General features: G+C 72.5%; 21 protein-coding genes and 1 pseudogene. 15 read left to right on the forward strand and 7 right to left on the reverse strand.

The annotated features are described in order from the left end of the window. Nucleotides 1-100 precede the first annotated feature (100 nt). Nucleotides 101-1,690: an alpha/beta hydrolase gene (locus ACL03H_RS16440; RefSeq protein ID WP_412812122.1), complete on the reverse strand. Its 1,590-nt coding sequence runs from the start codon at nt 1,688-1,690 to the stop codon at nt 101-103. Between the two features lie 302 nt (nt 1,691-1,992). Here ACL03H_RS16440 and ACL03H_RS16445 point away from each other — a divergent pair, with 302 nt between their 5' ends. Continuing rightward, the gene (locus ACL03H_RS16445) at nt 1,993-2,346 is read left to right on the forward strand and encodes a hypothetical protein (protein ID WP_412812123.1); all 354 of its coding nucleotides are present in this window, start codon (nt 1,993-1,995) and stop codon (nt 2,344-2,346) included. Between the two features lie 3 nt (nt 2,347-2,349). Here the strand turns inward: ACL03H_RS16445 and ACL03H_RS16450 are convergent, their stop codons facing one another. Next, on the reverse strand, nt 2,350-3,093 hold the full coding sequence (locus ACL03H_RS16450) for a lysophospholipid acyltransferase family protein (protein WP_412812175.1): 744 nt from the start codon (nt 3,091-3,093) through the stop codon (nt 2,350-2,352). 277 nt (nt 3,094-3,370) lie between these two features. On the opposite strand from ACL03H_RS16450, the gene ACL03H_RS16455 reads away from it, so the two are divergent. Further along, nucleotides 3,371-5,887 carry a DNA translocase FtsK gene (locus ACL03H_RS16455; RefSeq protein WP_412812124.1) on the forward strand — a complete coding sequence of 839 codons (2,517 nt, stop codon included), beginning with the start codon at nt 3,371-3,373 and terminating at the stop codon, nt 5,885-5,887. Nucleotides 5,888-6,083: 196 nt separating this feature from the next. Further along, nucleotides 6,084-7,367, forward strand: coding sequence for a sialidase family protein (locus tag ACL03H_RS16460; protein ID WP_412812125.1), 1,284 nt, complete (start codon nt 6,084-6,086; stop codon nt 7,365-7,367). Nucleotides 7,368-7,406: 39 nt separating this feature from the next. Here the strand turns inward: ACL03H_RS16460 and ACL03H_RS16465 are convergent, their stop codons facing one another. Beyond that, entirely contained in the window at nt 7,407-8,621 is a 1,215-nt protein-coding gene (locus tag ACL03H_RS16465; RefSeq protein WP_412812126.1) for an alpha-hydroxy acid oxidase, read from the reverse strand. Nucleotides 8,622-8,704: 83 nt separating this feature from the next. Here ACL03H_RS16465 and ACL03H_RS16470 point away from each other — a divergent pair, with 83 nt between their 5' ends. Then, nucleotides 8,705-8,842: a hypothetical protein gene (locus ACL03H_RS16470; protein WP_412812127.1), complete on the forward strand. Its 138-nt coding sequence runs from the start codon at nt 8,705-8,707 to the stop codon at nt 8,840-8,842. A gap of 35 nt (nt 8,843-8,877) precedes the next feature. Here ACL03H_RS16470 and ACL03H_RS16475 read toward each other — a convergent pair. Then, nucleotides 8,878-9,195 (reverse strand): annotated as a pseudogene (locus tag ACL03H_RS16475) (phospholipase A2); the annotation flags it as partial. Between the two features lie 306 nt (nt 9,196-9,501). Between ACL03H_RS16475 and ACL03H_RS16480 the strand changes: the two are divergent. Both ACL03H_RS16480 and ACL03H_RS16485 read left to right on the forward strand, forming a co-directional pair. Continuing rightward, nucleotides 9,502-10,815, forward strand: a complete 1,314-nt coding sequence (locus tag ACL03H_RS16480) for an AAA family ATPase (protein ID WP_412812128.1) — start codon at nt 9,502-9,504, stop codon at nt 10,813-10,815. Continuing rightward, on the forward strand, nt 10,812-11,390 hold the full coding sequence (locus ACL03H_RS16485) for an RloB family protein (RefSeq protein WP_412812129.1): 579 nt from the start codon (nt 10,812-10,814) through the stop codon (nt 11,388-11,390). The genes ACL03H_RS16480 and ACL03H_RS16485 overlap by 4 nt, the downstream gene beginning before the upstream one ends. A gap of 7 nt (nt 11,391-11,397) precedes the next feature. Here ACL03H_RS16485 and ACL03H_RS16490 read toward each other — a convergent pair whose 3' ends face one another. After that, complete coding sequence (locus ACL03H_RS16490) at nt 11,398-11,931, reverse strand: amino-acid N-acetyltransferase (protein ID WP_412812130.1); 534 nt, start codon at nt 11,929-11,931, stop codon at nt 11,398-11,400. A 171-nt stretch (nt 11,932-12,102) separates the two neighbouring features. Here ACL03H_RS16490 and rimO point away from each other — a divergent pair, with 171 nt between their 5' ends. The 7 genes from rimO to ACL03H_RS16525 all read left to right on the forward strand — a co-directional run bounded on the left by rimO (nt 12,103) and on the right by ACL03H_RS16525 (nt 18,834). Further along, entirely contained in the window at nt 12,103-13,542 is a 1,440-nt protein-coding gene (rimO, locus tag ACL03H_RS16495; protein ID WP_412812131.1) for a 30S ribosomal protein S12 methylthiotransferase RimO, read from the forward strand. Continuing rightward, entirely contained in the window at nt 13,542-14,156 is a 615-nt protein-coding gene (gene pgsA / locus ACL03H_RS16500) for a CDP-diacylglycerol--glycerol-3-phosphate 3-phosphatidyltransferase (RefSeq protein WP_412812132.1), read from the forward strand. Before rimO ends, pgsA begins: the two co-directional genes overlap by 1 nt. Next, the gene (locus tag ACL03H_RS16505) at nt 14,153-14,629 is read left to right on the forward strand and encodes a CinA family protein (RefSeq protein ID WP_412812133.1); all 477 of its coding nucleotides are present in this window, start codon (nt 14,153-14,155) and stop codon (nt 14,627-14,629) included. The genes pgsA and ACL03H_RS16505 overlap by 4 nt, the downstream gene beginning before the upstream one ends. Nucleotides 14,630-14,817: 188 nt before the next feature. Beyond that, nucleotides 14,818-15,312, forward strand: a complete 495-nt coding sequence (locus ACL03H_RS16510) for a helix-turn-helix domain-containing protein (RefSeq protein WP_412812134.1) — start codon at nt 14,818-14,820, stop codon at nt 15,310-15,312. Between the two features lie 371 nt (nt 15,313-15,683). Continuing rightward, complete coding sequence (locus ACL03H_RS16515) at nt 15,684-16,505, forward strand: PspA/IM30 family protein (RefSeq protein ID WP_412812135.1); 822 nt, start codon at nt 15,684-15,686, stop codon at nt 16,503-16,505. A gap of 9 nt (nt 16,506-16,514) precedes the next feature. Next, entirely contained in the window at nt 16,515-17,348 is an 834-nt protein-coding gene (gene pspM, locus ACL03H_RS16520; protein ID WP_412812136.1) for a phage shock envelope stress response protein PspM, read from the forward strand. 178 nt (nt 17,349-17,526) lie between these two features. Next, a complete protein-coding gene (locus ACL03H_RS16525) occupies nt 17,527-18,834 on the forward strand; it encodes a uracil-xanthine permease family protein (RefSeq protein ID WP_412812137.1) in 1,308 nt (435 codons plus the stop codon). Here ACL03H_RS16525 and ACL03H_RS16530 read toward each other — a convergent pair. Continuing rightward, the gene (locus ACL03H_RS16530; protein ID WP_412812138.1) at nt 18,810-19,580 is read right to left on the reverse strand and encodes a DNA-formamidopyrimidine glycosylase family protein; all 771 of its coding nucleotides are present in this window, start codon (nt 19,578-19,580) and stop codon (nt 18,810-18,812) included. The two genes, ACL03H_RS16525 and ACL03H_RS16530, sit on opposite strands and share 25 nt — an antisense overlap. Beyond that, a complete protein-coding gene (locus ACL03H_RS16535; RefSeq protein ID WP_412812139.1) occupies nt 19,580-20,476 on the reverse strand; it encodes a ParA family protein in 897 nt (298 codons plus the stop codon). The genes ACL03H_RS16530 and ACL03H_RS16535 overlap by 1 nt, the downstream gene beginning before the upstream one ends. A 102-nt stretch (nt 20,477-20,578) precedes the next feature. Here ACL03H_RS16535 and ACL03H_RS16540 point away from each other — a divergent pair, with 102 nt between their 5' ends. Both ACL03H_RS16540 and ACL03H_RS16545 read left to right on the forward strand, forming a co-directional pair. Next, complete coding sequence (locus tag ACL03H_RS16540; RefSeq protein ID WP_412812140.1) at nt 20,579-21,304, forward strand: class I SAM-dependent methyltransferase; 726 nt, start codon at nt 20,579-20,581, stop codon at nt 21,302-21,304. Nucleotides 21,305-21,575: 271 nt separating this feature from the next. Beyond that, nucleotides 21,576-21,992, forward strand: coding sequence for a DUF3040 domain-containing protein (locus ACL03H_RS16545; RefSeq protein ID WP_412812141.1), 417 nt, complete (start codon nt 21,576-21,578; stop codon nt 21,990-21,992). Nucleotides 21,993-22,053: the final 61 nt, after the last annotated feature.

Here is a 22,053-nt window from a genome sequence, read left to right on the forward strand (position 1 = left end):
CACTTCGAGATCGTGAACTCCGGGATGATCGGCCCCGCACGTGAGCGGACCGTTCGTCCAGTCCTGGTGGACGAACGGTCCGCTCACCACCTGCGCTGGATCAGCGCCAGTGCGACAGGGCGTCCTGGAGGGCCTCGGGTTGGTCCGGGCGCTTCGGGGCGATGGTTTCCGCGCCCTCCGGGGTGGGCTGGGGGAGCGGTTCGCAGGTGACGTCCGGGCCCTCGCCGGGGGTGCGCTCGGGCAGGGCGCCGGTGGTCAGGTACTCGGCGATGCGGTCGTCGACGCAGGCGTTGCCGGACAGCGAACCCGAGTGCGTGGTGCCGCCGGGCAGGCTGATCAGGCTCGCGCCGGGGAACCGCTTCCGGGTCTCCAGGGCGCCGGGGAACGGCGTGGCGGCGTCCAGCTCCTCGTTGATGAGCAGGGCGCCCTCGACCTCGCCGCCGTCGACGTCCACCGGGGTGCCCGCCGGCGCCGGCCAGGTCCGGCACGAGGCGTTGTACCAGGCGTTGGCCCAGGTCTCGAACGGCGCCGTCGCGTGGGTCACCCAGTTGTCCGCGCGCCAGCGGCCCCACTGCTCCGGCCACCGCGCATCGGTGCACTGCACCGCGTTGTAGACGGCGAAACCGTTGTCGTCGCCGGGCGGGTTGGACCGGTCGTAGATGTCGACCAGGGGCTGCCAGTCGCCGTGGTGCACCCAGCCGGCGAACGCCGTCGCCCGCTTGTCCCAGCCGGTCTGGCCGTAGCCCGCCGCGAGGAACAGGTCCGTCCACTCCGAGGAACCGATCTCGCCGCCCGCGGGCCGCGCCTCCAGCTCCGCGCGCTGCTCGTAGAACAACCGCTCCACCTGCTCACCCGTGGTCCCCAGGTGGTAGACGGAGTCGTAGCGGGCCACCCAGTCGAAGAAGATGCCGATGTTGCGGTCGAAGGCGACGTCCTGGTTCAGGTTCGCCTCGTACCAGACGTCCTCGGGGTTCACGACCCCGTCGAGCACGACCCGGCGCAGCCGCTCCGGGTGCAACGTGCCGTACACCTGCGCCAGGTAGGTGCCGTAGGAGAAGCCGTAGTAGTTCAGCCGCTCCTGCCCGAGGGCCTTGCGGATGCTCTCCACGTCCTCGGCGGAATCCGTCGTGCGCATGTGCTCCAGCAGCGCACCACCGGTGTTCCCGCAGGCCCGCGCGTAACCGTCGGCGCGGGTGAGCCACTCGCGCTCCTTCTCCAACGTCGTGGGCAGGTAGTCGGGGCGGTCGTGGGCGAAGTAGTCCGGATCGCAGGAGAGCGCGGGAACGCTGGAACCGACTCCGCGCGGGTCGAATCCGATCCAGTCGTAGGCGCCACCGGCTCCGCCCGGGACAGCGGAGCCCAATGTCGCCAGGTACAGGCCGGAACCACCGGGACCACCGGGATTCAGCAGCATCACGCCCTGGTACTGCTCCTCGGGAACGGTGTGCTTCACCCGCGAGACCGCGAGTGAGATCCGTTCCCCGCCGGGATTCGCGTAATCGAGCGGAACCTCCACCACTCCGCATTCCGCGCCCGCCTCCCGCAAGGACTCGTCCTCGCAGGGTCTCCAGGAGACGGGTGCGGGATCGAAGGGCGGCGGGGCGGTCGGGGCGGCGGAACTCGCCGGTGCGCACAGCAGGCCAGCGGCCAGCAGTCCGCTCACCGCTGTCGCGGTCGCTGTTTTCTGCACTTCGCACCTCGATGTCCGATTCCAGGTCCGCCGGGGGCGCGGATCCGCACAGTCTCTCCATCGGACTCGCATTTCACCAGCACTTTCGCGAAACGGCTCGATCACGCGCATTCCCAGTCGAACGCCCCGGTCACCAGGAGCGCCCGCGCGGTCGCGGTTGGCGCCGGAACGACCGAGTAGAAATGCGCTCCCGCCGCGTGATCACGGGCAACACGGTGCGGTCGATCCGGCACGCAGGAGGAACCATGACGGAATCGCCCGCGGGAACGGCATTCGCCCGCTGGAGAACCGCACCGCGCCCGGTGCGAGCCACGCAGCTGGTCTGGCTGGCGGGAGTGGCGGTCCCCGTGGGCTTCTTCCTGGTCGCGCTGATCAGCGACCCGGTACCGATGGTCGTGGCCTTCTCGATCCCGGTGTTCCTGCACGCCGCGCTCGTCGTACCACCCGCGATCATGCTGGGCACCGGAGCGAACTGGGCGCGGGTCGTGCTCGTCGTGCTGGGCGCGATCAACCTCGTCAGCACCTTCGTCGGCGGACTCACCGTCATGGTCGGGTGGTTGCTGCCGCTGCCCCTGGTGTTCGCCGCGACGATCGTGCTGCTGGAGCTGGACTCGACCCGCCGGTTCTGCGGCGCCCGGCCGCGCCGGCGCAGCTGAGGCTCACGGCCGCCACGGGCTGCGCCGGTCGGTGACCGGGCGGGTCGGGTCGTGGTGGTGCGGCACGTCGAGCTCGTCGGCGCGCAGCGGCACCAGGCCCTCGGCGATCGCGCGCATGATGCGGTCCCGGGCGCGGCTCGCGTCCCCGGGCCGGTCCGGGGACAGATCGCCGAGCTCCACCGGCGCGCCGAAGTGCACGCGCAGCACCGGGCGGCGGCGGACCGCCCCGAGCCACGACGACAGCAGCACCCAAACGTCCCGCGCGCTCTCCACCCGCAACATCCCGTAGCACATGGCCTCGTGCGCACCCCACTGGCTGACCGGCACGACCGGAGCTCGCGAGGTCAGCGCCATCCGCGCCACTCCCGTCTTCCCGCGCTCCGGCCACAGGCCCGGCTCCAGGCTCAACCGGCCCTCCGGGTACACCAGCACCGGCCGGTGGTCCTCCTCCAGCGCCCGCACCACGTGATCCAGCGCTTCGGCCGCGTTCGCCCTGCCGCGATCCGCGCGGACGTGCCGGCAGTGCCGCAGCACCGGGCCGATCACCGGGGCGTCGAACAGCCCGCCCGTGGCCAGGAACCGCAGCGCCAGCCGCCGCCTGCCGCACGCCGCCATCACGACCAGCGCGTCGACGTTGCCGATGTGGTTGGCGGCCAGCAGCAGCGGCCTGCCGCGCAGGTGGTCCGGCACGTCCCCGGTGACCTCCAGGCGCCCCGTCAGCAGCATCAGCGCGCGGTTCACGCGCATCAGCACCCGCCACAGCAGCGGGGCCTCGCGGAACGATCGGGAGCGGGACCGGCGGGTCGCGCGCGGGCTGCGCCGCGGCTCCGCGGGATCGACGGGCTGGGCCACCATGACGAGTGAGGATCGCACAACCGCGGGCCCGCCAGGCCCGGGGCACCGGGATCCCGGCAAAGATCCGGGCGTCCGCGCTCCGGCTCGCGGGGCGACGCGGTGGCGGGAACCGGGCGGGGCCGCTGTGCCGCTTGTGACGGGAGGGGCCGGGGCGAGATACCGTGAGCGCATGGCGGGCCGGACCACGAGCGGCGCCCAGCGCAAGAACCAGTCGCCACGAGGTTCGAAGAGCGGGGCCCAGAGCTCGACACGAAGCTCAGGTGGCGCGAAGAGCGGGAGCGCGGGGAGTCGCAAGAGCGGCGGCGGCTCCCAGCCGCGCGCCGGTTCCACGCACGCGCCGCGCCGCACCCCCGCGAAGAGGACCACCGCGGCGAAGCGCGGCGCCCAGGCGAAGAACGCCCCGGCCCGCACCGGCGGCGTGCTGGGCCGCGCCAAGGACATCGACCCCGCCCACGGCCGCACCGGGCTCGCGATCATCGCGCTCGCCGCCGCCGTGATCACCGCGGCCGGGATCTGGTGGCACGCGGGCGGCCCGGTCGGGGAGTGGCTGGACTGGGGGCTGAGGTTCGTCATCGGCGACGCCGTGCTGGTGCTGCCGATCGTCGTCGCCGGGGTCGCGGTGTTCTTCGCCAGCACCGACGACAACCCCGAGGCCAGGCCGCGCGTGGTGCTCGGTTCGGTGCTGCTCGGGTGGAGCGCGCTGGGCGTGCTGCACATCGGCTCCGGCGCCCCGGGCGCCTGGCACGCCTGGCCCGCCGCGGGCGGAGTGCTCGGCTTCCTCGCCGGCGGGCCGCTCGCCCAGGGGCTCACCGGCTGGGTCGCGGTCCCGGTGCTGGTGCTCGTCGCGCTGTTCGGGCTGATGCTGCTCACCGACACGACGCTCGCCGCGCTGCGCGGTCACCTGCTCGGCACGCCCGTCGAGGACGAGCCGCCCGCCACCGAGGAGGTGTCCCCGGAGACGGTGCGGCTGCGCCGCCCCTCGCGCCGGAGGCAGTCCGCCACCCCGCGCGGCGAGGACGCCGCCGACGCGGACGCCGCGCCGGCGAAGAAGTCCGACACCCGGCAGCTCTCCCTCGACGACGTCCCCGACGAGGCGCCCACCAAGCCGCGCGGCAAGAAGGCCGCCGAGGTGCCCGCGGCCGCCGAGCCCGAGCAACCCGCCGACAGCGGTGGGCTCACCATCAGCCGCGCCGTCGAGGGCGACTACAAGCTGCCGCCGCTGGACGCGCTCACCGGCGGCGACGCGCCGAAGACCCGCAGCAAGGCCAACGACTCCATGATCGAGGCGATCACCGCGGTCCTGGAGCAGTTCAACATCGACGCGCAGGTCACCGGCTTCGTCCGCGGCCCGACGGTCACCCGCTACGAGGTCGAGCTCGGCCCCGGGGTGAAGGTCGAGAAGATCACCGCGCTGACCAAGAACATCGCCTACGCCGCCGCCACCGACAACGTGCGGCTGCTCGCCCCGATCCCCGGCAAGTCCGCCGTCGGCATCGAGGTGCCCAACAGCGACCGCGAGATGGTGCGGCTCGGCGACGTGCTGCGCTCCACCAGCGCCTCCGGCGACCAGCACCCGCTGGTGATGGGCCTGGGCAAGGACATCGAGGGCCACATGGTCACCGCGAACCTGGCCAAGATGCCGCACCTGCTGTGCGCGGGCTCCACCGGCTCCGGCAAGTCCAGCTTCGTGAACTCGATGCTGGTGTCGCTGCTGGCGAGGGCCACGCCGCAGGAGGTCCGGATGATCCTCATCGACCCGAAGATGGTCGAGCTCACCCCCTACGAGGGCATCCCGCACCTGATCACGCCCATCATCACCCAGCCGAAGAAGGCCGCGGCCGCGCTGGGCTGGCTGGTGGACGAGATGGAGCAGCGCTACCAGGACATGCAGGCCAACCGGGTGCGCCACATCGACGACTTCAACGCGAAGGTCCGCTCCGGCGAGATCACCGCCCCGCCCGGCAGCGAGCGCGTGTACCGGCCTTACCCGTACATCCTCGCCATCGTCGACGAGCTCGCCGACCTGATGATGACCGCCCCGCGCGACGTCGAGGACGCGATCGTGCGGATCACGCAGAAGGCCCGCGCCGCCGGGATCCACCTCGTGCTGGCCACCCAGCGGCCCTCGGTGGACGTCGTCACCGGCCTGATCAAGACGAACGTGCCCTCGCGGCTCGCGTTCGCGACCTCCTCGCTCACCGACTCGCGGGTCATCCTCGACCAGCCGGGCGCGGAGAAGCTGATCGGCATGGGGGACGCGCTCTACCTCCCGATGGGCGCGGGCCGACCGCAGCGCGTGCAGGGCTCCTTCGTCAGCGACGAGGAGATCCACCGCGTCGTCTCCTACACCAAGGAGCAGGCCGAACCGGACTACACCGACGGCGTCACCGCGGCCAAGCCGGGCGAGGCGAAGGAGGTCGACTCCGACATCGGCGACGACCTCGACGTGCTGCTGCAGGCCACCGAGCTCGTCGTGACCAGCCAGTTCGGCTCCACCTCGATGCTGCAGCGCAAGCTGCGCGTCGGGTTCGCCAAGGCCGGCCGGCTCATGGACCTGCTGGAATCCCGCCACGTCGTCGGGCCCTCCGAGGGCTCCAAGGCGCGCGAGGTCCTGGTGAAGCCGGACGAGCTGGAGAACGCGCTGCACTCGATCCGCGGCGGACCACCACCGGACTCCGAGGAGTGATCGACGGCCCCGCCGGATCCGGCGGGGCCGTCGTCGTCGCGCACCGCCGAACCTCGCCCCGGCAAGCGCGTCCGACGGGTGCGATGCGCGGCCGCGACACCGCCACCCGGGGGAGTGGTGGGAATGCGCCACGAGGGTTCCGGCGCTGATCACCGTCGGATATGTTCTCGGCCGCTCCTCGATCGAAGGGTTCGCGATGAACGGCACGAGAGCACGAGCCGGCGCCGCCACCGCGCTGTCGGTGCTGCTGCTCGCCGGCTGGTACCAGGCGAGCGCCTGGGCCGAGCCACCCGCCACCGACCCGGTGCCGATGGACGTCTCGAAGGGCGAGATGTTCCGGCAGGGCGGCAGCAGCTACCCGCGCCTGGTCCGGCTGGAGAGCAGCGGTGCCGCCAACGGCCGCGTCCTGGCCAGCATGACGACCTACGTGGACAACGCCGGACGTGCGGTGATCTACGAGAGCACCGACGACGGCAGGTCGTTCCAGCCGGTCGGTGAGATCCGCGACCCGGCGGGCGAGAACGCCAAGGGCATGTGCTGCTCCACCCTCTACGAACTGCCCCGCCAGGTCGGGGACATGCCCGCGGGCACCCTGCTGTGGGCGGGCACCGCCGGAGTCGGCGACGACGCGGAGACCCGCACCAGCAGCGTCCGGTTGTGGCGCAGCGATGACCAGGGCCGGAACTGGACGTACCTCTCCGACGTCGTGTCCAAGCCGCCGGGGCCGGGGATCTGGGAACCGGAGTTCACGGTTTCGGCGCAGGGCGATCTGGTCGCGTTCTACTCCGACGACATGGACCCGGCGCACGATCAGAAGATGGTGCAGGTCCGGTCGGCGGACGGCATCACCTGGACCGGCGAACGCGACGCGATCAAGCAGGACGAGTTCCGGGTCCGGCCGGGAATGGCCGGGGTACGGCAACTGCCGGACGGCACGTACGTGATGACCTACGAGATGTGCAACTTAGACCCGGTGCACACCTGCACCGTGTGGATGCGCACCTCACCCGACGGTTGGGACTGGGGCGACCCGTACGACCCGGGCACCGAGATCGTCTCGGACACCGGCGGTCAACCGCTGGGCACCCCGACGATCACCTGGGCCCCCGGCGACGACCCCGACGGGAGGCTGGTCCTCGCCTACCAGATGCTCGCCGGGGACGAAGGCGGCTGGGCACCCGGCAACGGGCGCACGCTCCTGGTCAACGACCACCCGTCCGACCTGTCCCGGGGCTGGCGCGAGATCGACGCCCCCGTGCACATCGAGCACAACCAGGGCAGCACCTGCCGCGGGTTCAGCCCCTCGGTGCTGCCCACCGAGGACGGCGAATCGCTGATCCACGTGGTGACGGACTTCGAGAAGTACGTCGGCGGGCCGTGCGAGGCCTACTTCGGCACCGGCCCGATCGACGGCGACGGCGACGCGGCCACCGCTGATCGCGGCGAGCCCGCCCCGCTCGACCCGCGCCCGGGGAGGTGAGCCGCCCCTTCCCCCGCCCGGCCGGTCGGGGGAGGGGCCTCAGGGTCGCAGGGTGGCGTGCGACTCGTTCAGCTCGGCCAGCGACGTCACGCCGAGCAGCCGCATCGTGCGCTCCACCTCGGTGCGCAGGATGTCCACGGCCCGCTGCGCCCCGCGCTCCCCGCCCGCCATCAGCCCGTACAGGTAAGCGCGCCCCACCAGGCAGGAGTCCGCGCCCCGCGCCAGCGCCGCCACCACGTCACCCCCGCTGAGGATCCCGGAATCCAGCAGGACCTCGGCGCGGTCGCCGATCTCGTCGCGCACCCGGGGCAGCAGCTCCAGCATCGTCGGAGCCCGGTCCAGCTGGCGGCCGCCGTGGTTCGACAGCACCACCGCGTCGGCCCCGAGCTCCACCACCCGCCGCGCGTCCGCCGCGTTCTGCAGGCCCTTCACCACCAGCGGGCCGTCCCAGAGCTCCCGCAGCCACTCCAGGTCCGCGAAGGTCATCGACGGGTCGAACATCTCGTTGATCAGTTCGGCGACGGTGCCCTCCCAGCGCTCGAACGAGGCGAAGCTCAACGGCGCCGTCGTGAGCAGGTTGAGCCACCACGCCGGGTGCAGGGCGGCGTCGGCGATCGTGCGCGGCGTCAGCGCGGGCGGGATCGTCAGGCCGTTGCGCACGTCCCGCAGCCGCGCGCCCGCGACCGCCGTGTCCACGGTCAGCAGCAGCGCCTCGTAACCGGCCTCCCGCGCCCGCCGCACCAGCTCCCGGCTCGCGCCCCGGTCCCGCCACACGTAGAGCTGGAACCACCTGCGGGCGTCCGGCGCCACCGCCGCCAGGTCCTCCACCGAGGTGGTGCCCATCGTGGAGAGCGCGTAGGGGATGCCCGCCCGCTCCGCGACCCGGGCCACGGCGGGCTCGCCCTCGTGGTTCATCATCCGCGTGAACCCCGTCGGGGCCAGCGAGAACGGCAGCGCGGACGGGGCGCCGAGCACCGTCGTCGACGTGTCCACGGTGGAGACGTCGCGCAGCACCGAGGGGTGGAACTCGACCTCGCGGAACGCCCGGCGCGCCCGGCGCAGGCTCGTCTCCCCCTCCGCCGCGCCATCGGTGTAGTCGAACACCGCGCGCGGTGTGCGGCGGCGCGCGATCTCGCGCAGGTCGGCGATCGAGTGCGCCCGGGAGAGTCGGCGCTCGGTCGGACTGGCCTTCGGCACCTCCACCCGCAGCAGCGGCCGGAGTTCGGACCAGCGAGGGAACTGCCTGCGCACCAAGAGGAACGCCTCCTCCGAGATCGTGGACAGGCGCTGAGACTACCGAGCCGGGGCGGGGTGGAGCACCCCCTCGACGCGCGCGGATGGTCTCCCCGCTGCGGGTCTTCGCCTCGAAGCCGATGACCTGGCCGGACTCGGCGTGGACCGTCGTGATGTCGGCCTGCTCGACCGCGTCGGCGGTGGACGTGCTCATGTTCCCGAACTCGCGAACCGCGGCGTAGTAGATGTTCGCCGCGGCCTTGCAGGTGCCGTCGCCGTCGCAGGCCCCGTACATGTCGGCCTTGAAGTTGTCGTCGATCCGCAGCCGGTTGCCCTCGGTGAACCGGGTCTGCGCCTTGTAGTTGCGGTAGCCGAAGTCGTGCCGGTCGCAGCTGGTGGAGAAGTCGAAGCCCAGCGGCTTGTCCGGCGACCAGGAGCAGCTGTCGGAGGACCAGTCCAGCTGGGCGGAGTGCGGCTGCTCGGAGCGCAGATCGGTGAAGTCGCTCAGCGAGGTCTCGAACAGGTACTCGTCGGTGACCTCCCGCAGCTCGGAATCGGACAGGTCCGCGTAGGCGGTGCCAGCCGAGAGCAGCATGGCGGCGCCCGCGGCGACGGAGGCGACGAGGCCGCGGCGGGTTCGGGCGGAACGGAACACGAGATCTCCTCGGGGTCAGGGTGGGGCCTGCCAGGATCAGCACCTGTTATAGCTGTTTCGCGTGGGGCTCGCGGGTTCCTGCGGATATTCGCCGGAAGGAACCGGCACCGCGAGGTCGTGCATCACCCCGAGCAGTCACGATCGGGTGGGAAGACATCCCGAACATCCTCACGGAGGTGCCTTCACGGCATTTTCTGCGGTTTACTTGCGAGCAACGGCGTGAAGCTCAACCGCGGAAGGTGTCCCATGCTTCGGAGCTTCCGGCTCGGCAATCACTGCTCGTTCGCCGAGGAGCAGGAACTGCTGCTCATGCCCGCGTACGACAAGTCGCGCCCGGTGCTGCCGGTGACCGCGATCTACGGTGCGAACGCTTCCGGCAAGTCGAACCTGCTGGACGGGTTGCGGTTCATGCAGTCGGCGGTCACCAGGTCGTTCAGCCGCTGGGACGCGGAAGGTGGCGTGCCCAGGCGGCCGTTCAGGCTCGACCCGGCGGTGCGGGACGAGCCGTCCGCGTTCGTGGTCGAGCTGATCATCGACTCGGTCCGCTACACCTACGGATTCGTCGTCGATGACGCGGCCGTCCGGGAGGAGTGGCTCTACTCGTACCCGGCGAACCGGAAGCGTGTGCTGTTCGAGCGCACGGGCGCCGAGGTGAAGTTCGGCTCGACCGTGCGGACCGCGAAGGTCAAGCGCGAGGTGATCGAGGAACTGACCCGGGAGAACGCACTGGTGCTCCCGGTTGCCGGGCAGTCCCGGTTCGAGGAGGTCCAGCCGGTCTACCGGTGGTTCGCGCGCACGTTGCGCTTCCGGGAACCCGGACGGGTGCTCCGCCTCGCACCACTGCACGCCGAGCGAGACCTCGCGGCACTTCTGGAGGAGGGCGAGGGGACCCGGGAGCAAGTGCTGGAATTGATCAGAGCAGCTGATCTCGGAATCAAGGACGTTCGAGTGGAGCGGCGGGAGAATCGCCGAACCCTCGATCACTACGCGATGCTCGCGAAGCAGGTCGAGACGGCCGGTGATCCGGAGGAGGCCACCCGGATCAAGACCCGCCTCGCGGAGCTGGAGGCACGCGGTCCGGAGGTGGAGGTACGACTCCAGTTCTCGCACGCCGACGGCGGAGACGAGCCCTTCGGCCTCGTCGATGAATCGCAGGGAACCCAGCACTGGATAATCCACCTGCCCGCCGTGCTCCGCGCGCTCCGCGCGGGCTCGGTGCTCGTGATCGACGAGATCGACACCAGCCTGCACCCGCTGCTCACCTCCCGGCTGATCGGGTTGTTCCGCGACGAGCGGATCAACACCCGGCAGGCTCAGCTGATTCTCACCACCCACGACACGAGCCTGCTCGGCACGATGCTCGACGAAGACGCGCTCCCGAGGGACGCCGTGTGGTTCGTGGAGAAGGACCGCTCCGGGCGGAGCTCGCTCTACGCGCTGTCCGACTTCAAGCCGCGCAAGGGCGAGAACCACGAGCGGCGTTACCTGCACGGGAGCTACGGGGCCGTCCCGTTCACCGCCGCCGAGCGCTTCGCGGGGGCGTTCGGGGGCGACCGGTGACCCGACGGGAGAACCGGGGCGGGCGCCGTTCACCCCGGCTGACGTCGAAGCTGCTGGTGCTGTGCGGCGCGGTCCGGACCGAGCGGCAGTACCTCGGCGCGTTGCGCTCGCACTTCCGCGCACTCGCCGTGAACGTGCGGTTCGAGAGCGAAGCGGTCGACCCGGTCACCCTCGTGGCGAAGGCCAAGCGGTGGCGCAGCAGGAGTCCTGGCGCCCATGACGAGATCTGGTGCGTGGTGGACGTGGACCAGTTCGACATCGACGCCGCGCGTTCGGCCGCGAGGGCGGCTGGGATCAAGCTCGCGGTGTCCAATCCGTGCTTCGAGTACTGGCTGCTGCTGCACTTCGAGGACTTCGGTGGTTCGTTACCCGACTACGGCTCGGCAGTGCGCAGGCTCCGGCGTCACGTCCGGCACTACGAGAAGAGCGCGATCCGCTTCGAGGACTACGCGGACGGTCTGGGGGCCGCGCGGGAGCGGGCCGAGCGCAGGTGCCAGCACGAGTGCGAGCATCAGCGCAACCCGTCGAGCGGGGTGTGGCGGTTGGTCGACGTGATGGACGGCCGCGGGGCGTAAGGCTCGGTCAGCGGGGGAGTTCCAGGAGCATCCGGGTGTTGCCGAGGGTGTTGGGCTTGACGTACGGGAGGTCGAGGAATTCGGCGACGCCCTCGTCGGCGGAGCGGCGCATCTCGGCGTAGACCTCGGGGGAGACGGGGGCGCCGTCGATCGGCTGGAAGCCGTGGCGCTGGAAGAACGTCGTCTCGAAGGTGAGCACGAAGACCCGGGCCAGGCCCAGGTCGCGGGCCAGCTCCACCAGGCGGCCGACGACGCGGTGCCCGACGCCGTGGCCGCGCGCCCCCGGGTCCACCGCGACCGTGCGGATCTCGGCCAGGTCCTCCCACAGCACGTGCAGCGCGCCGCAGCCGACCAGGCGCGGCGGGGTGTTCTCGGCGGTGAGCTCGGCGACCCAGAACTCCTGCACGTGCTCGTAGAGGGTGACGAGCTCCTTCGCCAGCAGCACCTTGCCCGCGTAGGAGTCGACGAGAGCCTTGATCCCCCGGACGTCCCCCACCCGCGCTCGCCGAATCGATATCGCTCCGGCCGCATAATCATGCATGGTCGAGATGCTACCTTTCCCGGTGCACCGGGGTCGACGCTCCCCGAGTCCGCGCTGCAGCCGCCCGGCGGCGCGGCCGCGGAGCTCGTCGTGAACGCCGCCTCCGCCCCTGAGCGGCCCTCCGGCGGGCGCGGGCGCAGTGCGGCTGAGGGCGGCGGCTAACCTCGGGTCATGCCTGCTGGGTCCACGCCGCGCCGAGTGTCCATGGTCACTCTGGGATGTGCGCGCAACGAAGTCGATTCCGAAGAGCTCGCCGGAACGCTGCACGAGCGCGGCTGGGACCTCGTCGACGGCGAGGACTCCGCGGACGTCGTCGTCGTCAACACCTGCGGCTTCGTCGAATCGGCGAAGAAGGACTCGGTGGACACGCTGCTGGCCGCCTCCGACACCGGCGCCAAGGTCGTCGCCGTCGGCTGCATGGCCGAGCGCTACGGCCAGGAGCTCGCCGAGCAGCTGCCCGAGGCCGACGCGGTGCTCGGCTTCGACCACTACGCGCAGCTCGCCGAGCGGCTCGACGACGTGCTCGACGGCCGCCCGCTGGCCTCCCACCAGCCCCGCGACCGGCGCACCATGCTCCCGATCACCCCGGTCGAGCGGCCCGCCGCCGCCACCGAGGTCAGCGTGCCCGGCCACGGCTGGATGCCCGCGGCGCGGGTGAGCAGGCGGCGGCTGGACGACGCGCCGGTGGCCTCGCTCAAGCTGGCCTCCGGCTGCGACCGGCGCTGCACCTTCTGCGCCATTCCCGCATTCCGCGGCTCCTTCCTGTCCCGCAAGCCGGAGGAGGTGCTCGGCGAGGCGGCCTGGCTGGCCCAGCAGGGCGTGCGAGAGCTGTTCCTGGTCAGCGAGAACTCGACCTCCTACGGCAAGGACCTCTCCGATCCGCGCGCGCTGGAGACGCTGCTGCCCCGGCTCGCGGGCATCGACGGCGTCGACCGCGTCCGGGTCTCCTACCTGCAGCCCGCCGAGACCCGGCCCGGCCTGGTCCGCACCATCGCCACCACGCCCGGTGTCGCGCCCTACTTCGACCTGTCCTTCCAGCACGCCAGCGAGACAGTGCTGCGGCGGATGCGGCGCTTCGGATCCACCGCGGCCTTCCTCGGGCTCATCGAGCAGATCCGCGAGCTCGCCCCCGAGGCCGGGATCCGCAGCAACTTCATCGTCGGCTTCCCCGGGGAGACCGAGGAGGACTACGCCGAGCTGCGCGACTTCCTCACCCGCGCCCGGCTCGACGCGGTCGGTGTCTTCGGCTACTCCGACGAAGACGGCACCGAGGCCGAGGGCTTCGCGGACAAGCTCGGCGAGGACGTCGTCGCGGAGCGCGTCGCCGACCTGTCCGCGCTCGTCGACGAGCTCACCGACCAGCGCGCGGAGGACCGCGTCGGCACCGAGGTGCGGGTCCTGATCGAGCGCGACGCCGAGCACGAGGACGGTTGCGCGGGCCGCGCCGAGCACCAGGGCCCGGAGGTCGACGGCGAATGCCTCGTCACCGACCCGGGAGCGGTCGGCGTGGGCGAGGTGCTGCACTGCCGCGTCATCGCCAGCGAGGGCGTTGACCTCGTGGTCCGACCGATCGAGGAGCCCGAACGGCGCCCCTCCGGGGAGACGACGTGATGGCTGGAGGCGCGGCCCCGGGATCACCCGCCCCTGGCGGGGAAGCCCGTCCGGTGCCGCTGCTCAACATCGCCAACGTGCTCACCGTCTCCCGGCTCGCGCTGGTGCCGGTGTTCCTGGTGGCGCTGCTGCGGGAGGACGGGCACCAGCCGCTGTGGCGCTGGGTGGCGCTCGGGGTGTTCCTGGTCGCGGCGATCACCGACCGGATCGACGGCGAGCTGGCCCGCCGACGCGGACTCATCACCGACTTCGGCAAGATCGCCGACCCGATCGCGGACAAGGCGCTCACCGGCGCCGCGCTGATCGGGCTCAGCGCGGTCGGGGACCTGCCCTGGTGGGTCACCCTGGTGATCATCGCGCGTGAGCTGTTCGTCACACTGCTGCGGTTCTGGGTGATCCGCCTCGGCGTGATCCCGGCCAGCCGCGGCGGCAAGCTCAAGACGTTGCTGCAAGCCATCGCGATCACCCTCTACCTGGTGCCGCTGGGCGGTCCGCTGGAGCCGTTGCGCTGGGTCGTGATGGGGGCCGCGGTGCTGGTCACGGTCGTGACCGGCGTGGACTACGCGGTCCGCGCCTGGCGGCTGCGGGCGCGGGGCCGCGAGGGCGCGGCGTGAGCGCGGCGGTCGCCGAGCTGCTGGACCTGCTGCGCGCCCGGGGCGAGACGGTCGCCACGGCCGAATCGCTCACCGCGGGACTGCTCGCGGCGACCCTCACCGAGGAGCCGGGGGCCAGCGCGGTGGTGCGCGGAGGACTGATCGTCTACGCCACCGACCTCAAGTCGGAGCTCGCGGGCGTCGACGAGGAATTGCTGGTCACCGGTGGTGCGGTGCAGCCGGAGGTCGCCGCGCAGCTGGCCGTCGGCGCTCGCGACCGGTGCGGGGCGAGCTGGGGGATCGGCCTCACCGGCGTGGCCGGGCCGGATCCGCAGGACGGCGTCGAGCCCGGCACCGTGCACCTCGGGTTCGCGGGCCCGGACGGTCCCGCGGTGCGCACGGTGCACACGGTGCGCCTCGGCGGCGACCGCTCGACGATCAGGGCGGCGGCCGTTCGAGTGGCGTTGGAACACCTGACGGCTCTCGTCCGTTGAGACCGGGAGGTGCGCGCACCGCCCAGCGCTGCGGAATCGCGGTCGCGGGGCGTCCGCGCGCGAGTTCGCGCACCGTTCGCCCTCGGCGGATTACCGGATGATCGCTCTCGCTACGGCGTCGCGATGAGTAACGTAGGGGGCGTTGACGCGTAGCGCACGATGTAAGCGACGAAGGAGGGAGGCGCGCGATGACCGTGTTGTTGCGGGAAGCAGTCGGTGAAAGGCTGCGCCGCGCCCGGACCGCTCAGTCTCGTACGCTGCGAGACGTCTCGCGCGCCGCCCGGGTGAGCCTCGGCTACCTGTCCGAGGTGGAGCGAGGTCGCAAGGAGGCGTCGAGCGAACTGCTCGCTTCGATCTGCGGTGCGCTGGACCTGCCGCTGCCGGAACTGCTCGTCACGGTCGCGGGTGACCTCGACGGGTCGGGTTCCGTGCTCACGGCCGCCATGGTGGAGCAGCGGACGACCGCGGACTTCGACGGTGGCCGCCTGGTGCCGAGCCTGATGGGGACCGACCTCGGCGAGGCCGACCTGTCCGGCGCCGACTTCGCCGACGCGGAGGCGGCGGCCGTCGACGCTCAGCTCGCCGGCGACGACCTCACCGACGAGCACCGCCTGCAGCCGGTGCTCAGCCAGCGAATCAGCGCGCCGTTGCGCACCTCCGGCGGCGTCGTCGTCGCTGCCTGACCGGATCGGCCGGACGATCCGAGCGCCTTCGAGACGGGATCGACACCTCCGGCCGGAACCTGGCGGGGCTCTGCCGCGTTGGTCGGGGTGGAGCGGTGCGGACCGCGGTCACGCCACCCGGGCGCGAGTCCGGGTGGCGGAGCTGGTTCGATCATGTCGTGACCGTTCGCCGGTCCCGGGGGGATTTTCCCGGAGATCTGCGCATCCTGGTGGAACCGGACACCGCGCCCTGACACGATGGGTGCGACGGCGCCACGCGGGGGACACGACGTGCCGGGAAGGGTCCGCGCAGGGCCCCCGGCGCTGGGTCGTTTCCAGCGGTCGCGGTCGCGCACGAGCAGCACCGGCAGGAGAGAAGGCAGGCGGAGGAGATGGCCAATCCGTTCGTGAAGTTCTGGAAGTACCTGATGGCGTCGTTCTCGTCGAAGATCGACGAGAACGCCGACCCGAAGGTGCAGATCCAGCAGGCCATCGAGGATGCGCAGCGCCAGCACCAGGCACTCTCCCAGCAGGCGGCCTCGGTGATCGGCAACCAGCGGCAGCTGGAGATGAAGCTCAACCGCCAGCTCGGCGAGGTGGAGAAGCTGCAGTCCTCGGCCAGGCAGGCCCTGGTCATGGCCGACCAGGCGCGCACCGAGGGTGACGTGGCCAAGGCGCAGAAGTACGAGGAGACCGCCACCCAGCTCGCGAGCCAGCTGGTCACCGCCGAACAGGGCGTGGAAGACCTCAAGACGCTGCACGACCAGTCGCTGCAGGCCGCCGAGCAGGCCAAGCAGGCCGTCGAGCGCAACTCGCAGATGCTCCAGCAGAAGATCGCCGAGCGCACGAAGCTGCTCAGCCAGCTGGAGCAGGCCAAGATGCAGGAGCAGGCGTCCAACTCGCTCAAGCAGATGAGCGACCTCGCCGCCCCCGGCAACACCCCCTCCCTGGAGGAGGTCCGGGACAAGATCGAGCGCCGCTACAGCACCGCCCTCGGCGAGGCCGAGCTGGCGCAGAACAGCGTTCAGGGCCGGATGATGGAGGTTCAGCAGGCCTCGATCGACGCCGCTGGCTCGAACCGCCTCGAGCAGCTGCGCGCCTCCATGGGCGGCGGGCAGCAGCAGGTCACCGGCGGGCAGCAGGCGAGCGGAGCGGCCGAACCGGCCACCCGCCCGCAGCAGCAGCAGCAGAACCCGCAGACCGGCCAGGCCTGATCGAAGCCGATGTCCCGGCGGAAGAGCGAACTGGCGGAATGGGGCGAGGCCGCGCTGCGCGAGCTGCGCGGCCCCGTCGCCGGTGAGGTCCGCCGCAAGCTCGCCCGCTGGCGGGACCCGAGGGCGCGGCTGCTGCGCAAGCGCAAGCGAGCGCGGCAGACCACCACGGCCGGGGCCGTGAGCACCGGGGTCCTCGGCGTCGGCGCCGTCGGGTCCTTCCAGCCCCAGGTGTTCGGTCTCGCCATCGGCGCTGGTCCGCTGGAGACCGCGCTGGACGTGGCCGCCTTCGGCCTCGGCGGGGTCGCCCTCGCCGCCGCCTGCGGAACCGTGGCCGAGTGGCGGCGCTACCGGCGGCTGATCCGGATGCCGCTGCCGGAGGCCCCGCCGGAGCCCGTGGAGCTGCCGCCGACCGGCTCGCGAGCGCGGGAGCCGATGCGGCTGCTGCGCGACGCCGAGCAGAGCCTGCACCAGGCGCTCGCCCCCCTGGAGCAGAGCGGCTTCGGCGAGGCCGCTGACGCGCGAGCCACCGCGAACCGGGCCGCCACCGCGCTGCGGGAGGTCGCCGCCCGGCTGCGGGCGGTCGAATCGGCGCTGCCGCACGTGCCGACCAGCGAGCAGCAGGAGCTGCGCGCCGACGCGGACCGGCTGCGCGCGGAACTCGACGAGGGCATCGAGGGGTACCGGCACCTCGTCGCCTCCGCCGGTCGGGCCGCCGCGGTCAGCGGGGCCCAGGAGCAGCGGGCCGCCGTGCAGGACGCCACCGATCGGCTCGCCGGGCTGGCGACCGCGCTGCACGAGCTCGGCCGGGGCAGCGACGCCGCCGGACCGACCGGCCGCGGCTGAGCTCCACCCCAGGTGATCGACCCGGCACGTCCGGTGCCGCCGACCCGACAGTGATCATTTTTACCCGCCGATGAGCCCGGGCCGGGTTGATTGTGCGATGCCGAATAGTAATCTTCCCACCGTCGTCGCGTTACGCGGCGGCGTTCCCCGCTGCCGGGGGGAAGTCGGGGAGGACGATGTGGCGTTGTGGACCGTGCACGGCAACGGTCGTCAGGTGGTGGACGACGCGGTCGTGGGGTCCGGTGAACGGCTCAGCTGGCCGCTGACCGCCGGGTTCGGCCTGCAGCACCTGATCGCCATGTTCGGCACCACCGCGCTCGTCCCGCTGCTGACCGGTTTCCCCGCCTCGACGACCCTGCTGCTGTCCGGCCTCGGGACGCTGCTGTTCCTGCTGGTCACCCGCAACCGGGTGCCCGCCTACCTGGGCGCCTCCTACGCCTTCGTGGTGCCGATGGGCGCCGCCGTCGACCACGGCGGCGCGACCCGGGGCGCGCTGCTCGGGGCGATCATCATCGTGGGCTTGGCCGTGTTCACCCTCGGCGTCGCCGTAAAAGCGCTCGGCGTGCGCCTCCTCGAATCCGCGATGCCCCCGGTCGTCACCGGGGGCATCGTGCTGATGCTGGGGCTCAGCTTGGCCCCGCGGGCCGGGTCCGCGTTCACCGCGCAGCCGCTGCCCGCCGTGCTGTGCCTGGTCGTCGTCATGCTCGCGACCGTGCTCAGCCGCGCCATGCCCCGCAGGCTCGCGGTGCTGGCCGGGGTGCTGGCCGGCTGGGGGTGCGCGGCGATGCTCGGGCAGGTCGACCCCGAGCGGCTGGCCGCCCTCGCCCGCGCGCCCTGGTTCGCCGCGCCCGAGTTCGTGGCCCCCCAGCTGCACCTGTCGGCGGTGCCGTTCGTGGCGCCCATGGTGCTGGTGCTGCTCGCCGAACTCGTCGGCAACGTCAAAGCCGTGGCCGCGATGAGCGGGCGCAACCTCGACGGGCAGGTCGGCGACGCGCTCATCGGAGGCGGTCTCGCCACCGCGCTGTCCGGCGCCGGGGGCGGCTCCGCGCTCAGCAGCCACGCCCCGAACGTCGGGGTGATGGCCGCGGCCCGGGTGTACTCGACGGCGGCCTGCGTGGTCGCCGCCGTCGGCGCCGTGCTGCTCGCGTTCTGCCCCAAGCTGACCGCCCTGATCGGAACCATCCCGCTCGGCGCCCTCGGCGGGGCGATGTTCGTCGTCGTCGGCGTGCTCGCCCTCGTCGGGGTGCGGATCTGGAGCGAGGCGGGCGTCGACTTCTCGGACCCGGTCAACCTCACGGTGCTCGGCACCGCGCTGATCGCCGGGGTGGGGGACCTCACCGTCTCGCTCGGCGCGCTGCGGCTGACCGGGCTGGTCTGGGGCTCGCTCGGGATCGTGCTCGTCTACCCCGCGCTGCGCGGCCTCGCCGACGCCGTCTCCGCCCGCCGCTCCGGACCGGGCGATCAGGGTTGGCAGCGGGGGCAGTGATAGCTGACGCGCTCCGCGTCCGGCGCCTCCCGGTGCACCGGGCCACCGCACCGCAGGCAGCTCCGCCGCCCGTAGACCCAGTACCGCACGCCCCGTCGCAGATCACCGGTCGTGGATCGCTGCTGCTGCCGGGTACCGCGCAGCAGCAGGTCGTGGGCCAGCCGCACCGCGCGGTCCGCGTCGACCTCGCCCACCGGGGTCCGCGGCGAGCAGCGCAGCAGGAAGCACAGCTCAGTGCGGTAGATGTTGCCCACGCCCGCCAGCGACGACTGGTCCAGGAGCGCGGCGCCGATCTCGCGCCCCGGATCCGCGGTGAGGCGGCGCACCGCCTCCGCGTGCCGCGCCTCGTCCCAGCCGGGGTCGAGCAGGTCGGGACCGAGGTGGCCGACCAGCTCCGCCTCGTCGGCGGTGCGAATCCAGTGCAGCTGCCGCAGCTCGAAGCCCACCGCGCTGAGCTGCGGGACCTCCAGCACCGCGCGGGCCCGGTGCGCCGGACGGCGCCACCGCGCGCCCGGCGGGTACAGGTGCCAGGCACCGTCCATGCCGAGGTGGCTGTGCAGCGTCCGGTCATCGGTGAAGCGCAGCAGCAGGTGCTTGCCCACCGGGCGCACCTCGCGCACCACCCGGCCGCGCAACGGCACCTCGGCGAGCCGGGGATGGCGCAGCTCGCCGCGCACCAGCTCCTCGCCCGCCAGCGCCTCGTGCAGGCGCCGGCAGGCGCGGAAGACGGTGTCGCCCTCGGGCATCAGGCTCCGGAACGAGAACCCGCGTCGAGATCACCCTCGTCGAGGTCGTGATCACCCGGGTCGTCGTCGAAGGAGTCGTCCAGCGCGGCCTCGGCCCCCGGTCTGCGCCGCCCCGCGCGCAGCGTGCGGGCCAGCAGCAGGTTGAAGCCCAGCGCCACCTCCCGGGCGCCCGGGGTTCCCCACTGGTGGATGGGCAGGCAGGCGCCCTGGGCCTGCTGCACCGCGAGCCGGTCCGGCAGCGCCACCGGCATCACCAGCGGGCCGAAGATCTCCCGCAGCTCCTCGACCCGGAACTGGTGCTCGTGCGAGCGGGGGCGGACCCGGTTGATCACCACGCCCAGCGGTTGCAGCCGCGGGTTGTTCTCGGCCCGCTCCGCCTGCACCGCCTCGAACGCGCGCTGCACCCCGGAGACCGCGAAGATCGTCGGCTCGGTCACCAGCAGCGCCCGGTCCGCCGCGATCAACGCCGATCGGGTCAGCCTGCCCAGCGACGGCGGGCAGTCCAGCAGCACCAGCTGGTAGGGCAGCTCGCCCTCGGCGATCAGCGCGTCCAGCGCGGAGAGCGCCTCGGTGAGCTTGGCCAACCCGCCCCGGCCGCGGTCGGGGCCGCCGTTGAAGGACTCGGCGTCCTCCGAACCGACGAGGACGTCGACCTCCTCGCCCCAGCCGCTCGGCGCCACCGCCCCGCGCAGCGTCTCGGGGCTCGGATCGGCCAGCACGTCGCTGAGCCCCAGCCGGGTCTCGTCCGGCTCCAGCGCGGCCGTCGCATTGCACTGCGGATCCAGGTCCACCACCAGGGTCCGCGCTCCGCGGCGCATGGCCGCCGAGGCGAGCCCGAGCACCACGGTCGTCTTCCCGACCCCGCCCTTGAGGCTGAGCACTGCCACCGTTTGCACGCCCGTAGCCTACGGAACCGGCCCGCGCCCGTGTGCTGCTGCGCCCGCCGTCCCGCCCCGCCGGTGCGATGCCCGCTCCGACCCGGCATTACGCTGCGGGCCATGAGATCCGACGCCGTGCACCGGGTGCTGGAAGAAGAGATCGCCGAAGCCCGCGCGCGCCGCGACGGCCGCCCGCCGCGCGTCCTCGACGTCGGAGGGGGCAGCGGGGTCTGGGCGGTGCCGATGGCCTCGGCGGGCTGCGAGGTCACCGTGGTCGACCCCAGCCCGAACGCCCTCGCCACCCTGCAGCGCCGCGCCGCCGACGCGGGCGTCGCCCAGCTGATCACCGCGCTGCAGGGCGACACCGAGGCGCTGCACGCCTTCGCCCCGCCCGGTGGCGCGGATCTCGTGCTCGGGCACGGGCTGCTGGAGTACGTCGACGACGTCGCCACGTCGCTGGTCTCGCTGGCCGCCGCGACCGCCGACGGCGGGGCCGTGTCGGTGCTGGTGTCCAACCGGTACGCGGCGGTGCTCGCCAGCGCCCTGGCCGGGCGGCCCGCGGACGCGCTGCGGGTGCTGCGCGACCCCGCCGGCAGGTACGACGGCGCGGGGGACACCGTGCTGCGCCGGTTCGACGGCGCCGAGCTCGCCGACCGGATGCGGGAGGCCGGGCTCTCGGTCGACCTGGTGCAGGGGCAGGGCGTGTTCACCGACCTCGTCCCCGGCTCGGTCCTCGAAGGTCACGGGGCGGAACCGCTGGCCGAGCTCGAGCGCGCCGCCGCGGTCACCCCGCCGCTGCGCGACATCGCCTCCCGGTTGCACGCGCTCGGGCGGCCGGTGCGCTGACGCGGCGGCTCGGCCCGGCGGAGAACGAGCCGGACGTGGTCCGGCCACCTGGGGGAACGGCGGGTGAACCCCGGTCCTTCGGCCGTTCGGTTGATCCGACGGGATGATGTCGGCGACCTCGGTCGGCCGAGCTGCCCCCTGCGGGTAGTCGTGGCGTCCCGGGAACCGTATCCTCGACGGTGACGCCCCCAAGCGTTCGCCGGGTTCCTGCCCGGAGGTCCCGTCCTCCGAGTTCCGGCGCCACTGAGTTACCTGTGCCGGAGGAGGAGCCATGCCACTCTCCGAGCACGAGCAGCGACTGCTCGACCAGATCGAGCGCGCGCTCTACGCCGAGGATCCGAAGTTCGTCTCCACCGTGCGCGGTGGGCGGTTGCACCGCCCGTCGCGGCGGCGTCGCCTCCAGGGCATCGCCGTGTTCGCGCTGGGGTTGATCCTGCTGGTGCTCGGCGTGGTGATACCGGTCAAACCGGCCGATATCCCCGTGGTGAGCGTGGTCGGCTTCCTCGTGATGTTCGGCGGAGCAGTACTGGTGCTGTCCGCCATGCGTGGCGGCAGCCAGGAAGCGGAATCCGAGGGGGAGGGAAGCGCAGGCTCATCCGGCGGAGACCGGAAGAAGACCGAGCCACGCGAGCGCGGTTCCTTCACCCAGCGGATGGAAGAACGCTTTCGCAAGCGTTTCGAGCAGTAGACCCGGACCTCGGTCCGGGCAGTGGTGGCGGTGATCGTCGACCTCGGGTCGGCGATCCGTC

This window comes from Saccharopolyspora antibiotica, assembly GCF_047200635.1.
Taxonomy (GTDB): domain Bacteria; phylum Actinomycetota; class Actinomycetes; order Mycobacteriales; family Pseudonocardiaceae; genus Saccharopolyspora_C.

Coding starts and splice junctions, on each gene's coding strand:
- ACL03H_RS16450 (WP_412812175.1), bottom strand. CDS start 3,093: ATGCGCGTGAACCGCGCGCTGATGCTGCTGACGGGGCGCCTGGAGGTC.
- ACL03H_RS16455 (WP_412812124.1), top strand. CDS start 3,371: ATGGCGGGCCGGACCACGAGCGGCGCCCAGCGCAAGAACCAGTCGCCA.
- ACL03H_RS16460 (WP_412812125.1), top strand. CDS start 6,084: ATGAACGGCACGAGAGCACGAGCCGGCGCCGCCACCGCGCTGTCGGTG.
- ACL03H_RS16470 (WP_412812127.1), top strand. CDS start 8,705: ATGGTCTCCCCGCTGCGGGTCTTCGCCTCGAAGCCGATGACCTGGCCG.
- ACL03H_RS16480 (WP_412812128.1), top strand. CDS start 9,502: ATGCTTCGGAGCTTCCGGCTCGGCAATCACTGCTCGTTCGCCGAGGAG.
- ACL03H_RS16490 (WP_412812130.1), bottom strand. CDS start 11,931: ATGCATGATTATGCGGCCGGAGCGATATCGATTCGGCGAGCGCGGGTG.
- rimO (WP_412812131.1), top strand. CDS start 12,103: ATGCCTGCTGGGTCCACGCCGCGCCGAGTGTCCATGGTCACTCTGGGA.
- pgsA (WP_412812132.1), top strand. CDS start 13,542: ATGGCTGGAGGCGCGGCCCCGGGATCACCCGCCCCTGGCGGGGAAGCC.
- ACL03H_RS16510 (WP_412812134.1), top strand. CDS start 14,818: ATGACCGTGTTGTTGCGGGAAGCAGTCGGTGAAAGGCTGCGCCGCGCC.
- ACL03H_RS16515 (WP_412812135.1), top strand. CDS start 15,684: ATGGCCAATCCGTTCGTGAAGTTCTGGAAGTACCTGATGGCGTCGTTC.
- pspM (WP_412812136.1), top strand. CDS start 16,515: ATGTCCCGGCGGAAGAGCGAACTGGCGGAATGGGGCGAGGCCGCGCTG.
- ACL03H_RS16530 (WP_412812138.1), bottom strand. CDS start 19,580: ATGCCCGAGGGCGACACCGTCTTCCGCGCCTGCCGGCGCCTGCACGAG.
- ACL03H_RS16540 (WP_412812140.1), top strand. CDS start 20,579: ATGAGATCCGACGCCGTGCACCGGGTGCTGGAAGAAGAGATCGCCGAA.
- ACL03H_RS16545 (WP_412812141.1), top strand. CDS start 21,576: ATGCCACTCTCCGAGCACGAGCAGCGACTGCTCGACCAGATCGAGCGC.